This window comes from Pontibacter sp. E15-1, assembly GCF_022601975.1.
Lineage (GTDB): Bacteria > Bacteroidota > Bacteroidia > Cytophagales > Hymenobacteraceae > Pontibacter.
This window is the reverse complement of the sequence record NZ_JAKVIR010000017.1, coordinates 1-15,190: the sequence shown is the minus strand read 5'-3', so window position 1 is coordinate 15,190 and position 15,190 is coordinate 1. Positions and strand designations below refer to the sequence as shown.

Here is a 15,190-nt window from a genome sequence, read left to right as displayed (position 1 = left end):
TTCTTGCCAGGGGCGGCTATTGCCGGTGTGATACTTTGCGGATGTTTAGTTGGAGGCAATCTTTTTTAGCACGATCTGCTCAGCATGCTTGGCCACGACGTTGTCGTACAGCTGCTTCAGGTGGCCATACTCAGGCGCGTAGAAGATGGGCTTGTTGATGCTCACCTTGCTCATCACCTGCACCACGTCGCCGTCCTGCTGCACCACATACATAAAACGGCCGCCTTTCTCGGGCAGGTTCACGATCACCCCTTTCGGCACCTCGTCCAGTTCATACCCACTCGGGATGGTGAAGCGGCAGAGGTACGTCTCATCAATCGGGGAGCCGAAGTCAACGGGGTATAGGCGCTCCTCCAGCTTGAAAGGGTTTTCCTTCTCCCCCTGGCCCAGCATGGGGTTCAGGTAGATGATGCTGTTGTCCTGCCCGTTGCCGCTTGCCGTGATCTTGTAGCTGATGTCGAGGGCATTGCCCACCTCGTGCAGGTTCTTGATAACGGGGGCCTCCAGCTTATACTCTCCCACTTCCTTCGAAATGCGCTCGGCATACTTGCTTTCGCCTTCTTCCATGATGGTCTTGCGCAGGTACAGAGCCTTGTGGCCTCCGGCCGACTCTTGCCCGGTGCCCACGATCTCGCCCTTGCCGTTGATGGTAACCGTGGCGCTGAAGAGCTTGGTGTTGGCGGTAGCGGATTCCAGGGCCAGCCAGCGGTGGCCTTCCTTCTTGATCAGGCGCCCACTGCCATTGAGGCAGCGGAACGGCAGCATTCCGGCAGGCAGCAGGGGCTCGGTGGCGTCCAGCAGGTACTCTTTTTCGCCCACCACCACGTGCGCGATCACGTAATTGAACATGCTTTTCATCGGGGAGGCGGTGGTTTGCACGCGCCCATGGTTCCGGGTGCTGATCACAACGGGGTTTGCGTCCAGGCCAGCCTCTTTCAGCATCGAGGTCAGGAGCAGGTTTATCTCGGCCGCGTTTCCCTGGCGCATGTCATAGGCCTTCCGGATCGTGTTGTCGGTATAGAGGGCGTTGTTGCCGTTCCAGGTCATCCGCTTTTTCACCAGCTCGTGTATGGCCTGCATCTGCTGCTCTGGTGTTTTGTGCTTCGCTGTGATGGCCGCCAGGTCGTCTTTAAAGAAGTTGTTGCGGTTCAGCTGCATGCCAAACGAGGAGGACTCCATCAGGTCGGAGACCACTTTGTCCCAGGTGCCGGTCATAATGCGGGTGGGCTCGCCGGGGAAGTTAACCTGCTGCAGCTCGAAGGCTATCTTTGCCTGGTAATCCGATAGCGAGGTGATATACTTTTCCTCCTTCAGGGCGGGCACGTCTTTCATGGCCCACACATAGGCGTTGTTCAGCATCCGGGCACCGCCCGAGGTTTGCTCGTTCGCGTGCTTGTACAGCGGGTGGTAGCCCTGCATCAGAAACTTGTAGTCGAAGTATTCCGGCACGCGCAGGCGGTACTCGCTCCAGGCCGTGGGTATGGATTGCTGGAACTCCCAGTCATCCAGGCTGTATACCCGCTCCGAGATGGTGGTATAGGCTACATCAATCACGGACCCTTCCTTCACGTTGGGCATCGTGAACTTCTTCAGGTACCAGTACTCGTTGCGCTTCTCCTCAAAAACGGTTTTCGACTCCAGCTTGTCCTTCGTGATCTCGTTGCCCTCCAGGTTGTAGGTATACCCTTTGACGCCGGTCACCTTGTCGCGAGTCGACTCATAGGAATAGTATGGGATGGAGACGTTAGCCCAATCATACCCCGATTTTTTCAGGATTTTGATGCGGATGTGGCGCTCGGTCAGCACCTTCAGGCCCGCCTTGAAGTCGAACCGGCTGAAGGCGTAATCCGAGAGGATGACCGCGGCGGCGCTGGTATCGGGGGCGTAGGAGCGCATCTCCAGTTCAGCTTTGTCTATTTTGCCGAATTTGGCGGCCTCGTCCTGCGCCTGCAACGCAGCCCCATGCAGAAGTATAAAGAGAAAGAGTAATGTGGTAAAAGTTCTTGCTTTCATAGAAGAGCTATTAAGGGTTTAATTATATTCGGCCTATCCACAGTGTGGTGCAGGAAGCAGTCAATCGGGTTACAAACATGCGCAAAAGCCTCTGCAGCAACCCCATCAACATGACTTCCCATAAATAAGGCTATATTACTATATTCAATTCAAATAAAAAAGTATTTTTTAAATAATATTTATTCCTCTGGGCCCACTGTCTTTTGCAACCTGCTTCCTGACGAAGACTGGCATGGCCCGCAAAGCGCTACGGAGCACCATGGCTCCCGCAGAAATGCATTGGGAGTTGAGCGCAGCTGGCAGACTTACTGAAGCGCTTGCTTTTGCGAGAGAAATCTTTAGTGGTTGCTTTGGAGAAGAGTTGAGGCCGCAGTGCGCGGATTTGGGTGGTGCGCTGAAGAGATGGGCGGCTGGGTCTTGGGGAAGACTGAATTCATACGGACGCTAATCGAGGCTTAAATTCGTGCAATACCGCGGTGGCAGCGATGTTCCCCCGTTCAGTCCAGCGCGAAACTTAAAAACCGATTGCAGGCAGTTTTATACCATACCTGAAAGTTGCCGTGTGACCAGGAGGGTAAAGAACGCAGAAAAGCACCCCGCTGCCTGCAACGGGGTGCTTTTCTGACTTGTGCGAATAAGCTCTGTTCAGCGACTACCTGATGCGGAAGGATCCGAACGGCAACTCACGAGCCTATTATAGGTAAGAGGAGTAATTTGTTTTGTCCTGCCAGAAATCGCGGCAGGCCTCGCGTTGCTCTTCGATAAACTTGTGATTCCGCTTCAATTCTTTCCAGCTGCCGAAGCCCAGTCGCTCGCAGAGCCGGAAGAAATTATCGCCCTGGTTTTTCTGGCCTTTCACGCGTACCAGAGCGCTCAACAAAGGGCGTCCTGCCGCGTGCTCTTTCTCAGATATTTCATCGATCACATCGATCAGCATCGATTTCTCATATGAGTTTTCCAGATTCAGGCCGAGCTCAGCCTCGTATATCAGATTCTGGAAAGTCATCAGGTGCGCCCTCCCGCGGGCGACTTGAATTAGTTTTTTACGGACCCGTATGTTCATAATGCAATTTGTGTTTTCGGAGGCGTACAGCAAAGCGCGAAAAACACGACCGTATTCTCACGCGCTGTTGTACAATTGAAGTGATATATATCGTTTTAAACGTATTTTAGGGCCATTTAGTTTCATTACTCCTGTAGTTTTTATCTTTCCTAAATCCAAAACATAACTCCCTGTATCAGAAGATGCTACTTGTGCAGGCGGGGCTGCTTTTCGGAGAGGTACTTCCAGTATCGCCTGGGGACGTGGCGCAGGTGGAGCTTGGGGTTCTTACGCTCCGGTATGTTCACGTGATCGAAATACACCTGCCACAGCTGCTTGTATTTATCCTCTTCCGTGTCCATGACTGCCTCCGCCAGGGTGGCGTGGCGCTGCTGCGGCGACAGTTCCAGGTTCACAAGCGTGGCACAGTGCAGATCGTAGTAGGCGCCATACCGCCGCCGGGTATCGTAGATGGCCCAGCGCTGATCGGCATACCGCTTCCGGAAATGGGAAATGATCAGCGGCAATACATTAAAGTCGGGGGAGATGGTGGCGTAAAAAAGGCCATCCTTTGTTTTCTGGAAGCGCACGAAGGCTTCCATACGGTGTTTTTCGCGGTGCACCTGCTTGGCAGCCTGCTGTACGTGCAGCACACAGCTGGCGGCGTAGTTGCCCTCTATGTTATCGGTTGAGCTGTAGGCAAGCCGGATATAAGCGAAGATGAGTTGCTCAAAGCCCGGCTGCTCCCACAGGTAGGTATGGTAGAGTTGCTGCAGTGCCCCGGCCGACAGCTTTTTCTGTAGCCCCTGCCACACGCGCTGCGCTTTTTCCTCGGCCGTATGCACGGCTATGGTTTCCCCAAACATCGTGGGCTGCGCCAGGTGCTCCTGCTCGATGGCGGTGGGCCAGGCCTTGCGCTCATAAGCCTCAAACACCACCGTGAGCAGCCCTTCAAACGACCCGTCGTAGGTATAGAGGTGCATGGCTGAAGGTATGGCGGCTACTGTCCATTGCTAAAGCCGTTGCGGTTTTTGTCTGTCGCTTCAGCGGGCATTCTCGCTGTCAGGCGCTGCAGCTGCGGCACCAGCATGTTGAGTTTGCAGCAAAGCGATACACGGGCAACTTTCTGGTTCTTTCTCATGACGATAACTTTTTTGGTTTGAACAGATACAGAGGTATGATTTGGGCTGATTTTCTTCTTTTTAGCTGTAGCCATGGCTTTTTACAAAACACAAGATGTTAGATATAAGACAATACACTCTCTTTCTCTCCTCTTTCGCGCCGTTATGCAAACACCACCTGTGTGGTTACCCGACTTTTTGAAACAAATCCAGTTGTTGCCTCAGCAGGGCGCTTCGCACCGAGCCGTCGCCGAAGAGGATTCTCCTCCGGATCAGGTCAGAGTCGAACTCCTGCGGCTGCAGGCTGCGGGTCTGGCAGGTGATAAAATATTTGGCCCGCTTCAGCACGACTCCCATCTGGCGCAGGTGCTCAAAACTGAGCTGCGTAAACCGACGGGCCGACACGATTTTCTTCGCTGATTTCACGCCGATGCCCGGTACCCGCAGGATCATCTCGTAATCGGCGGTGTTTATCTCCATCGGAAACGCAAAGCGGTTGCGCAGGGCCCAGGCCAGCTTCGGATCGATATCCAGCTCCAGGTTTGGGTGCAGCTCATCTGCTATTTCCTTTGCGTCGAACCCGTAGAAGCGCATCAGCCAGTCGGCCTGATAGATGCGGTTCTCGCGGATAATCGGTGGCGCTGTGATGATGGGCAGCCGGTTATCGCTGCTCACGGGCACATAGCCGGAGTAATACACGCGCTTCAGACTGAAATTCTTATATAGCTTATCAGACAGCTGTAGGATCTGATGGTCGTTCTCAGCAGAGGCCCCCACGATCAGCTGCGTGCTCTGCCCTGCCGGCGCAAAGGCCGGCGCAGACTTAAACAGCTTCCGCTCTTCTTTGCTTTGCACCAGTTGCCGGCTGATAGCCCCCATCGGGAGCAGGATCTCGGCATAGTTCTTCTCCGGGGCAAGCTGCTGCAGGCTCATCTCCGACGGCAACTCGATGTTCACGCTCAGCCGGTCAGCATACAGGCCTGCCTCTTTAATCAACTCCTCGCTCGCGCCGGGTATGGTTTTCAGGTGGATATAGCCGTTGAACTTGTGCTCCTGCCGCAGCTTCTTGGCCACCCGCACCAGGCGCTCCATGGTATAATCGGAGTCCTTGAAAATGCCGGAGCTGAGAAACAGGCCCTCGATATAGTTGCGGCGGTAAAAGTTGATGGTCAGGTCCACCACCTCCTGCACCGTAAAAGCCGCCCGTTGCACGTCGTTGCTTCTGCGTGTCACGCAGTAAGCACAGTCATATATACAGAAGTTGGTGAGCAGTATCTTCAGTAGGGAGACGCATCGGCCGTCTTCGGTATAGCTGTGGCAGATGCCCATTCCCTCGGCGTTGCCCAGCCCTTTGTTCTCGTTTTTGCGCTTTCCGCCGCTGGAAGAGCAGGAAACATCGTATTTGGCAGCATCTGCTAATATTTTTAGTTTACCTGTTATCTTGTCGTCCATACACCTGAAGTACATCGCTTTAATAGTTTAAAGGTACGCAACCGGGGTATGAATACCTAATTTAATTAGCATGATTTTATACACATTCTTTTCCACAGGTGTGGATAAACTAAAAATATTAGCACATCACTATAAACTACCGCCCCCGCGGCATGCCGCTTAAATAGCCCGAACCTAATTTATGTGCCGCCAGTATCACTAATGCTTTAGAATGCGTTATATTAGTAGGCTGTAGCAACCGACAAACGAGTACCGCCACCCTTCACCTATGCTTTATCCCCACCCGTTCATTCGCCGCCTGCCCTATGCATGCCTCCTGGGCATGCTTTTGCTGTTAGGCAGCGTCTGCAACGCGCAGGTGACCCCTCCCCCGGCAGACTCCACCGTGACCGACACCCTGCGGCAACGCTTCGACGACCGCGTGATGGAGAACCTCAAAAAAATGTCGGAGCGCAAAACCATCATGGGCAAGCTGCTGAAGGCAGTGCTGGTGTTTGACCGCGTGGACGAGGAGGTGTATGGCCTGGACGCCGAGCTGATTGCGCGCGAGTACGAAAAGCATACCTACAAAGTCGTGCGCCGCATCGACATCATGTCGCTGGACGCATTTGGGTATTCCATCCACGACACGGCCCGGGTGCCGCAGAATATCTTCGAGAAACTGGGCAACTCGCTGCACGTGAAAACGGGCCGGGGCCTGATCCGAAACAAATTACTCTTCGAGAAGATGGAGCCGCTGGAACCGCTGGCGCTGGTGGAGTCGGAGCGTCTGCTGCGCCAGACGGATTACCTGCTGGACGCGCGCATCATCGTGAACGAGGAAACCACCACCCAGGACAGCGTGGACGTGTTCGTGATCACGAAGGACATTTTCAGCCTGGGAGGCTCGGGGTCCTACACCCCCTCCTCGGGCAAAGGGCGCGTGACGCTCCGCGAGCTCAACTTCTTGGGCCAGGGCCACCAGGTGGAGGGCTCCTACCGCTTCAACCTCGATGCCCCCCGCTCGTGGGAGGCTTTGGGCTACTATACCATCGAGAACATCGGCCGGACCTACATCACCGCAGACCTCTCCTATGTGAACAAAAACTACTACAAGGAGAAAAGCGCTATCCTGAGCCGCGACTTTTTCTCGACGAACACCCAGTATGCCGGGGCGGTGGGAGCCAGCTGGATAGAGGAGCGCGTGATGCTGCCCCCCACCCCCGAAGACACCATTCCGCGGTATAACAACCTGGCCTTCAACCGGCAGGACGCCTGGCTGGGGCGGTCCTTCCGGTTCAAGTCGTATAACCTGGGGTATGAGCCCCGGGGGCGCCTGATTCTGGGGTTGCGGTTTATCAACACAAACTACTCCATCAAGGCCACCGAGAACTTCCAGGACAACACGCTGGTGATGGCCAGCGTCGGCTACAGCGTCCGGAAATACTACAAAGACCGCTACCTCTTCGGCTTTGGCCGGACAGAGGACATCCCGGCAGGCTCGCTGCTGTCGCTCACGAGCGGCTTTGAGCACGGCGACCTGCGCCACCGGCAGTATGTGGGTGCGGCCCTGTCTATGGCAAAGTATACCCCTACCTTCGGGTACCTGTATGGCAAGGCCTCCTACGACTCCTTTGTGCGGGAGGGGAACTGGGAGCAGGGGGTGTTGCAGCTGGAGAGCCTGTACTTCACCAAGCTATCGGAGTGGGGCAACTGGAAGCTGCGCCACTTTATATGGGGCCGCGGCACCTGGGGCATCAACCGCAACCCCGAGGAGCTCCTTTCCATCAACAACGAGAACGGCATCCGCGGCTTCCGCTCCAGCCTCCTGCGGGGCTCGCGCCGGGTGGCGCTCAACTACGAGGCCAACCTCTATACCCCCTTCTCGCTTTTCGGCTTTAAGCTGGCCACGGTTTTCTTCGCCGATGTGGCGTGGCTCTCCACCGGCAACAAGAGCATCCCGTTTAAGGACGCGCCCTACCGCGGCTACGGCGTGGGGCTGCGTTTCCGCAACGAGTTCCTGTCCTTCAGCACCATACAGTTCCTGATCAGCTACTACCCCAAGCTCCCCCCCAACGAGACGATCAACGAGTTCAAAATATTTGAGGCCTCCCGCCCTTACTATGACTTCCGCGACTTCCAGTTCGCGCGCCCCGGCGTGGCGAATTTTAATTAGAGATGGCCGTATCCTTTTAGCCGCTTTGCCTGTTAAAGAGGTACAAAACCAAAAGAATACGACCGTTTACTATGGAAAAAGTTAGAGAGAAAGCCGAATACGAAGGAAACCCGATTGGACTCACAAAGAGCACGGCCACCAAGATGGCCTCAGAGCTGGACCGCCACCTTTCATCGTTCATTATCCTATATAACCAGTACCACAAGCACCATTGGCTGGTGGAGGGACCGCAGTTCCGTGACCTGCACCTGTTTTTCGAGGACCATTATACCCAGCTGCACGAGCAGTACGACGCCATTGCAGAGCGCCTGACCGTGATGGGCATTGTGCCTACCTGCCACCCGGCCAAGCAGATTGCGCTGTCTTACATCGAGCACGAGGAAGAGGGCGAGTTCCGTATCCGGGAGATGATGCAGAAGGACATGGAGGACGAGAAAACAATCGCGGTAGAACTGCGCAAGTCTATTAAGTTAGCTTTTGAGCTGGATGATTTCGGCACCAAGAATTTGCTGGAGGGCATCCTCTTCAAAACCGAGGACCGCTGCCACCACATCGAGCACTTCCTGGGCCAGGACGGCCTGACCATTGGCATGCTCCACACACCCGATGAACTGATGGACGGGGAGGACAAACCTTCTACCGGCAAGAAAGGCGCTTCGGCAACAGCCAAAAAGGCAAAAGCGAAGGCCTAATCCTAGCACCAACACGACACAAAAAAAGGCGGCCCTGTAAGGTCGCCTTTTTTTGTGCCTGTCCGCCCTTATAATACCATTATTAGTTAGAATTTGCACAGTCAAATTTGACGTAACGCAAGAGCGACTCGCAGTTCGTAAAAGTCCCCCTTTGAAGGGGGTAGCTGGATGAGAAGCGGCTGGAAGAACCTTTCCTGCTCTTGCTTAATGAGATACAGCTTCTAAAATATCTCACCAATTATTGCCCGCAGGGAGTGACATCCCCCTAACCCCCTTCTTCGTCGAGGGCCCCTACCCCCAAGGGGGACAAAAGTAGGAATGCGTAACAGCAGGTAATAAACGCTGTACGAAAAAACTTAAATACGCTAAATCCATTCGATAATGGTATAAAACACGCGGACGTTGCGCCTCTTTACAGGTGCAGGATAACCAGCAGCGAGGCAACCGACACGAAGGCCCATAGGATTACTCCCAAGGCTAGTGGCCGCCAGCCCACCGCTTTCAGGTTCTCCACCGAGAGATCGGCGCCAACCAGGAAAAGCGTAACCACCAGGCCCGACTTGGCCCATGCAGCCACTTGCACCCCCAGCTGCCCGACGAAAGAGAAATAGCTGTTGGCCAGCAGCGCGATCACAAACAAGCCAATAAACCACGGGAAGGTCATTTTGCGGGCATCGCTCTTAAACACCAGCGTAGACACCAGCGCCACAGGCACGATCCAGAGGGCGCGAGCCAGTTTCACGGTAGTGGCTACCTGCAACGCCTCCTGCCCGTAGGTGGCCGCCGCCCCGATCACAGAGCTGGTGTCGTGGATGGCGATGGCGCTCCAAAGGCCGAACTGGTGCTGTGTGAGATCCAGCAGGTGGCCTGCAGCCGGAAAAACAAACAGCGCCACGGCATTGAGCAGAAACACGGTGCCCAGGGCCACAGAGATCTCTTTCTCGGAGGCATTGACCACGGGGGCCACGGCCGCAATGGCGCTGCCGCCGCAAATTGCCGTGCCCGACGCCACCAGGTGGGCCGTGCGCCGGCTGACATGGAGGACACCGCTCACCAGAAAGCCCAGCGCAAACACAGCCACGATGGAGGCCAGGGCCAGTTCTACTCCCTCCTGCCCAACCCGAAGAGCCTGCTGCAGGTCCATACCAAAGCCCAGCCCCACCACCGACGCCTTCAGCAGCCAGTTGGTGGCCTTGCGCCCCAACCCCGGAAACGGGTGCCCCCAGGCATGCGAAAACAGAAAGCCGCCCAGCAGCGCGACCGGCGCACTCACGTAAGGTGTGGCGCACGCCAGCAGCGCTGCTATAAAGAGCACTTTCTGTACCTGCTGTTTCTGAATCCCCTGTGTTTGCATAAGCTGTAGTTCTTTATGCAAACTTACGCTGCCCAGGCAGGCATCGCCAATCATAAAAAGTACTGCGGTATTACACTTGGTTATACTGCCGGATGCAAAACTTCCGGAACAGGTCGGTGAGGCGGGAGCTTTGCCCGTGCAAGTTGATAAACTGGAACGTGCGGGTTATCTCCAGGCCGCGCACCTCGATCACGCGCAGCTTGTTGGCTGCCAGTTCCTCGGACACGGTATGGATCGAGAGAAACGCGCAGGCGCTGGCGTGCTGGAGGTACTGTTTGATGCTCTCGGTGCTGCCCAACTGCATCTCCACCTGCAGCGCCTTGCGGCTGACGTGGTGCTGGCGCAGGGCGTTCTCGATCACATCCAGGGTGCCGGAGCCTGACTCCCGGATGACCAGCGGCAGTTGGGTCAGCTGCGCCACGTCAATCTCGTCGGGGTAGCTTTTCTTGTTGCCTGTGCCGGTCACCAGCACCAGTTCGTCGTGCACAAAGGACGCGTAGTGCAGCTGCGGCTGCGTGGCGTTGCCCTCTATCAGACCGATGTCGATCTTGCCCTCAGCCAGCAACTGCTCTATCCGCTCGGAGTTGTGGTTTACCAGCGTAAGGTCAATGTCGGGATAGCTGCGCTTGAAGGCAGCCAGGATGCGGGGAAGGATATACTGGGAGATGGTGGTGCTGGAGCCGATGCGCAGCTGCCCCGCATGCTGCTGTTGCAGGTCGTGGAGTTCCTCCTCCAGGCTACGGTACAAGGCGAAGATCCGGGTGGCGTACCGCTGCAACAGCTCACCCGCCGGGGTCAGGCTGATGGAGTTGCCGTGCCTGTTGAAGAGGGCCGACCCCATCTGGCTCTCCAGCTCGTTGATGTGGCGCGACACCGCTGGCTGCGTCACGAACAGCACCTTGGCCGCTTTCGAGAAACTGAGGTTTTCGGCCACAGCCTGAAAAACCCGAAGCCTGAAATCAAACACCATGCTTTTTTACTTTATACCGCATTAAAGGTACGCAATACAACCTTTCTTCTGCCCCTGTGCCCATACATTCTGAAGCAGGGGGTATAACCTGTATGGGGCGCAGGTCAAGGCAGTATGAGCAGAGGCAGCACTCCAGGGCAATTATGAACTTCAGGTAAACCAGAAAACGCAGCGCGATGGCGGTAACGGAATCCTCTTTCAACCAACCGCGCTTTTTAGTAGCTTTGTAAGGCACCGTTAAACAAGCACCGACACACCATGGTAGAAATTGGCAATTACAACGTACTGGAGATAGCGCGCGAGGTAGATTTTGGGGTATACCTCACGTCCGATGACGGGGATATTCTGCTTCCGGCCAAATACATCCCCAAGGGGGCGCAGGTCGGCGACTTCGTGCGCGTGTTTGTGTACCGCGACTCCGAAGACCGCATCATTGCCACAGACCTGGTGCCGTTTGCCACGGTGGGCGAGTTTGCCTGCCTCACCTGCACCGACACGGCCCCCTTCGGCGCGTTTCTTGAGTGGGGCCTGGAGAAAGACCTGCTGGTGCCCCTGCATAACCAGAAGGACAAAATGCAGGTGGGCCGCAAGTACTGCGTCTACCTGTACCTGGATGAAACCTCGGATCGCGTGGTGGCTACCTCCAAACTGGGCAAATACCTGCACAACGAGGACATACAGCTGGCTGAAGGCGACGAGGTGCAGCTGCTTGTGGCAAACCAGACGGATATCGGCATCAAAGTGATCATCAACAACGCCTATATGGGCATCCTCTACAAAAACGAGGTGTTTCAGGACCTGCACCCCGGCGACAAAACTACCGGCTACATCAAAACCATACGCCCCGACAACAAGATAGACGTGACGCTGCGCAAGCCAGACGCCACCGTGCTGAGCGAGTCGGAAGACGCCTCGGAGAAGATACTGCGGTTGCTGCAGCAGGGCAACGGCTGGCTCCCCATCTCCGACAGCAGCTCTCCCGAGGACATTTACAAAACGCTGGCCATGAGCAAAAAAACGTTCAAACGCGCCATCGGTGGGTTGTACAAGGCCGGCAAGATCACGCTGGAGGAAGACAGCATCCGACTGAAGTAGGCCTGCCAGCCACAACGCACCGCAACCAGCGACTGCCCCGCGCGCCGGGAGTTGCCGCTATGCTTCTGTGTCGGCTTGTCGGGAAAATTCCCTGACGGCCAGGCGGTTGCAGCGGCATAATTTCTGGGGCAAACTTTTATCGTTTTTCTTGGGTAAACTATTATACTTTTTAGACTATATAAGCCTAAAGAACGTACTGACTGCGTAAGCAAGATAACTTATGCAAAAAGTGAGGAATGCCCTTATCGTAGGCGCCAGCGGTTTAGTTGGCGGACACCTGTTACACCTGCTCCTGAAAAGCCAGCGCTACAGCGAGGTGATCTCGGTGGGCCGTCGTGAGCTGCCCCTTCTCTTCCCAAACCTGGAGCAGCGCGTCATCGACTTCGATAACATGAAGGGGTTTGCCTCCGACCTTGTGGCCGACGACATTTTCTGCTGCCTCGGCACCACCATCAAAAAAGCGGGCTCCAAAGAGGCTTTCTACAAAGTGGACCATACCTACGTGACGCAGTTGGCTGACATCACGGCGCAAAAAGGGGCCTCGCAATTTCTGGTGGTTTCGGCGATGGGGGCCGATGCCAGTTCGCTGTTTTACTATAACAAAGTGAAAGGCGAGATGGAAGAACATGTAAGGGCGCAGCCTTTTGGCTCGGTGCACCTCTTCCGGCCAGCCCTGCTGCTGGGCGAGCGCGAAGAGCACCGCACCGGCGAGGAACTGGCGTCCAAAATCATAAAGCCGCTGAGTGGGCTGATGATCGGGCCGCTGGAGAAGTACAAACCCATCGAGGCCGAGACCGTGGCCAGGGCCATGCTCTACGCCGCCTCGCAGGACCAGCGCGGCATCCATATCCACCCCTCCGACGACATCGCCGAGCTGGGTGCTAAGCTTTGAGGTGCTGAATTGTTGATTGCTGATAGCTAATTGTTGATTGCTAAATGGCTTAATTGTTAGATGGTTTAATTGCTAAATGGTTGAGTGGTTAAGCAGGGTATAACTGTTCTGACACATACATAACAATTCAACATATAACAATTTAACAATCAACAATTAACAACCCTCAACAGCAGTTGGTTTGCAAAAAACCTATCTGTCAAAAATTTTATACCGCGCTAATTTCATATATGCCTTCCGATACATCTTTGAGAAGGGCTTTCCCGAAAGCCTCGCAGTACGACACGGCATGGGTGCGGCAGCACTCGATGGGCGAGAATGTGCTCTATAACCTCGAAAGCCTGACTAAGTCGTTGGAGCTGAAGCCGGGGATGCGGGTGCTGGACCTGGGCTGCGGCAAAGCCATCAGCTCCATTTTTCTGGCGAAGGAGTTCGGCGTGACGGTGTGGGCCGTGGACGAGGCCATACCCGCCAGCGACAATTACCAGCGTATTCTGGATGCCGGCTGCACCGAAAAAGTCATCCCGCTGGAGGCCGACGCCCGCCAGTTGCCCTTCGCCGAGGAGTACTTTGATGCCGTGATTGTGGTGGATTCCTATACCTACTTCGGCACCGACGAGAAGTACCTGCCCTACATCGCCCGCTTCCTGAAACCCGGCGGTCACCTGGCCATCGTGGATGTCTGCTTTACCTCAGAAATAGAAACGCTGGAGCAGGTGCCCGACTTCCTGCGCCCGGACTATCAGGACTACTGGTATTTTATACATAGCATAGGCTGGTGGCGGAAGCTTTGGGAAAAGACGGGGCTGGTGCAGATAACGGCTGCTCAGGAGTTGGAGGAAGCGCAGCAGGTGCGCGAGCAGTATATAGAAGACTACAAATCCGGTGACGAGCCAGACCCGTTTGCAAAGGCCCTGCAACTCGACCAGCAGAAGCTCATTTCCTTTTTCAAGCTGATCGGGCGACGCACCGGCAAATCAGCATACCTCCAGAACTATAAGGACATCGCTAAAAAGTGACGCCTTTCGCACAATAATCGCTTGCTACTGCGTTTAGATGTTTAATTTCGCGGCTGCAGACTGCTTTCGCTCCGTGTTTCGATTTGATGTGAAAGTCCTGGAGGTATAAAAACTGTTTCTATTCATACAGAAAACAAACGCTAATTCTGGTCATTAAATTGGTCTAGTACGAGTGTCTCACATCCTGATCCTTGTGTCTTTTTATTTATACCCTTACATACATTTTCATGAAGTTTATTTACCGCATTTCTTTCGCACTGGCCCTTATGCTGTGCACAGCCCTTGGCGCACAGGCCCAAAGTGGCTATTCTACAGGCATTGGTTTGAGGGGGGGAGCCGCGTCCGGTCTCACCATCAAGCATTTTATCAGCAGCGATGCCGCCATTGAGGGCATCCTGAGCACCAGCTTCAAGTACCGCGGCACTGTCGTGACGGTGCTCTACGAGAAGCACGCGCAGGCCTTTAACACCAGCGGACTGCTCTGGTACTACGGCCTGGGCGGCCACGTGGGCTTTTACAACGGCCACGACTACTACGACCGCGGCCACAAGCGCTACAACGACAATGTGTATGGCCTGGGCGTGGACGGCGTCCTGGGTCTGGAATATTTCATCAAGGACATCCCGTTCACCATTGGTGCAGACGTGAAACCGTATTTCAACATCCCGGTGGGCGGCGGCTTCTGGGACACAGCCCTGCATGTGCGGTATGTGTTTTAGGGGTTTATCAATCTAGGCATATATAAAGAGAGGCTCCGCTATGGGTATAGCGGAGCCTCTTTCATTATTCGGCACATGCCTTCAGCGCAGCGGTGGCTTGCACCAGTGGGATACGCTCCGGGTATGTACTTTTCTCCCAACCTATGTTTATTCATCAACCTGAATGATGAACTCCTCTTTCGCGTCCATCTTCTCTGTGCCCAGCCCGCCCCTTGAGATCTTCGGGATCGACAAAAACACATCCTTGTTGCTGTCTTTAACATCGAACTTGTAAAAGATCTGTGCGAATGAATTCGGGGTATACGTGATGCAATTGGAGAATCTGCGTTCGTGTACAGTTAAGGAATAGATTCCAGGGACTAAGAGGACAAGCCCTATTTTGAAGTTGTAGTCGGGTTGGTTGCAGCCATAGGAGAAGTCCAGTAACTCGCCTGTTCTCGCTACCTGGTCTGAATGGATGATGTCGACAAAACCCGCCACCTGAGGCGACATGCCTTTGTAGAGCCTCATGAAGCCCAATTGCAGCGGCAACGAAACAGAATCCACGAACACTCTTTTGTACACTTTGGCGTCGTAGAGATATTTGCCCGGGAGTGTAATTTAAACTGTGTCATTTCATTATTTCAATTTACTGGCCCTGTTGGTGTACTGGTGTGAATCCTTACA

The 15,190-nt window shown here is 54.8% G+C and carries 14 protein-coding genes; 6 read left to right on the top strand and 8 right to left on the bottom strand.

Annotated features, from left to right (window positions below; translation table 11 throughout):
- Positions 1-45: 45 nt before the first annotated feature.
- The 5 genes from MKJ04_RS12975 to MKJ04_RS12955 all read right to left on the bottom strand — a co-directional run bounded on the left by MKJ04_RS12975 (position 46) and on the right by MKJ04_RS12955 (position 5,628).
- Positions 46-2,013 (bottom strand): DUF3857 domain-containing protein, encoded by a 1,968-nt coding sequence (locus tag MKJ04_RS12975; protein WP_241642076.1) that lies wholly within the window; start codon positions 2,011-2,013, stop codon positions 46-48.
- Between the two features lie 694 nt (positions 2,014-2,707).
- Positions 2,708-3,019, bottom strand: coding sequence for a hypothetical protein (locus MKJ04_RS12970; protein WP_241642075.1), 312 nt, complete (start codon positions 3,017-3,019; stop codon positions 2,708-2,710).
- A 242-nt stretch (positions 3,020-3,261) separates the two neighbouring features.
- A complete protein-coding gene (locus tag MKJ04_RS12965) occupies positions 3,262-4,038 on the bottom strand; it encodes a TIGR03915 family putative DNA repair protein (protein ID WP_241642074.1) in 777 nt (258 codons plus the stop codon).
- Positions 4,039-4,055: 17 nt separating this feature from the next.
- Complete coding sequence (locus MKJ04_RS12960; protein ID WP_241642073.1) at positions 4,056-4,196, bottom strand: hypothetical protein; 141 nt, start codon at positions 4,194-4,196, stop codon at positions 4,056-4,058.
- Between the two features lie 166 nt (positions 4,197-4,362).
- Positions 4,363-5,628 (bottom strand): putative DNA modification/repair radical SAM protein, encoded by a 1,266-nt coding sequence (locus MKJ04_RS12955; protein ID WP_241642185.1) that lies wholly within the window; start codon positions 5,626-5,628, stop codon positions 4,363-4,365.
- Between the two features lie 268 nt (positions 5,629-5,896).
- Between MKJ04_RS12955 and MKJ04_RS12950 the strand changes: the two genes are divergently transcribed.
- The gene (locus MKJ04_RS12950) at positions 5,897-7,783 is read left to right on the top strand and encodes a hypothetical protein (protein ID WP_241642072.1); all 1,887 of its coding nucleotides are present in this window, start codon (positions 5,897-5,899) and stop codon (positions 7,781-7,783) included.
- Between the two features lie 71 nt (positions 7,784-7,854).
- On the top strand, positions 7,855-8,475 hold the full coding sequence (locus MKJ04_RS12945; RefSeq protein WP_241642071.1) for a Dps family protein: 621 nt from the start codon (positions 7,855-7,857) through the stop codon (positions 8,473-8,475).
- Between the two features lie 412 nt (positions 8,476-8,887).
- On the opposite strand, the gene MKJ04_RS12940 is transcribed toward MKJ04_RS12945, so the two are convergent.
- Together MKJ04_RS12940 and MKJ04_RS12935 are read right to left on the bottom strand one after the other, a co-directional pair.
- A complete protein-coding gene (locus MKJ04_RS12940) occupies positions 8,888-9,829 on the bottom strand; it encodes a YeiH family protein (RefSeq protein ID WP_241642070.1) in 942 nt (313 codons plus the stop codon).
- A gap of 70 nt (positions 9,830-9,899) precedes the next feature.
- Complete coding sequence (locus MKJ04_RS12935) at positions 9,900-10,799, bottom strand: LysR family transcriptional regulator (protein ID WP_241642069.1); 900 nt, start codon at positions 10,797-10,799, stop codon at positions 9,900-9,902.
- Positions 10,800-11,057: 258 nt separating this feature from the next.
- On the opposite strand from MKJ04_RS12935, the gene MKJ04_RS12930 reads away from it, so the two are divergent.
- The 4 genes from MKJ04_RS12930 to MKJ04_RS12915 all read left to right on the top strand — a co-directional run bounded on the left by MKJ04_RS12930 (position 11,058) and on the right by MKJ04_RS12915 (position 14,524).
- The gene (locus MKJ04_RS12930; protein ID WP_241642068.1) at positions 11,058-11,894 is read left to right on the top strand and encodes a S1 RNA-binding domain-containing protein; all 837 of its coding nucleotides are present in this window, start codon (positions 11,058-11,060) and stop codon (positions 11,892-11,894) included.
- A gap of 220 nt (positions 11,895-12,114) precedes the next feature.
- Positions 12,115-12,786: an NAD-dependent epimerase/dehydratase family protein gene (locus MKJ04_RS12925; RefSeq protein ID WP_241642067.1), complete on the top strand. Its 672-nt coding sequence runs from the start codon at positions 12,115-12,117 to the stop codon at positions 12,784-12,786.
- A 230-nt stretch (positions 12,787-13,016) separates the two neighbouring features.
- On the top strand, positions 13,017-13,805 hold the full coding sequence (locus MKJ04_RS12920; protein ID WP_241642066.1) for an SAM-dependent methyltransferase: 789 nt from the start codon (positions 13,017-13,019) through the stop codon (positions 13,803-13,805).
- Between the two features lie 227 nt (positions 13,806-14,032).
- Positions 14,033-14,524: a hypothetical protein gene (locus MKJ04_RS12915; protein ID WP_241642065.1), complete on the top strand. Its 492-nt coding sequence runs from the start codon at positions 14,033-14,035 to the stop codon at positions 14,522-14,524.
- 147 nt (positions 14,525-14,671) lie between these two features.
- Here MKJ04_RS12915 and MKJ04_RS12910 read toward each other — a convergent pair whose 3' ends face one another.
- On the bottom strand, positions 14,672-15,088 hold the full coding sequence (locus MKJ04_RS12910; RefSeq protein WP_241642064.1) for a hypothetical protein: 417 nt from the start codon (positions 15,086-15,088) through the stop codon (positions 14,672-14,674).
- Between the last annotated feature and the right edge of the window lie 102 nt (positions 15,089-15,190).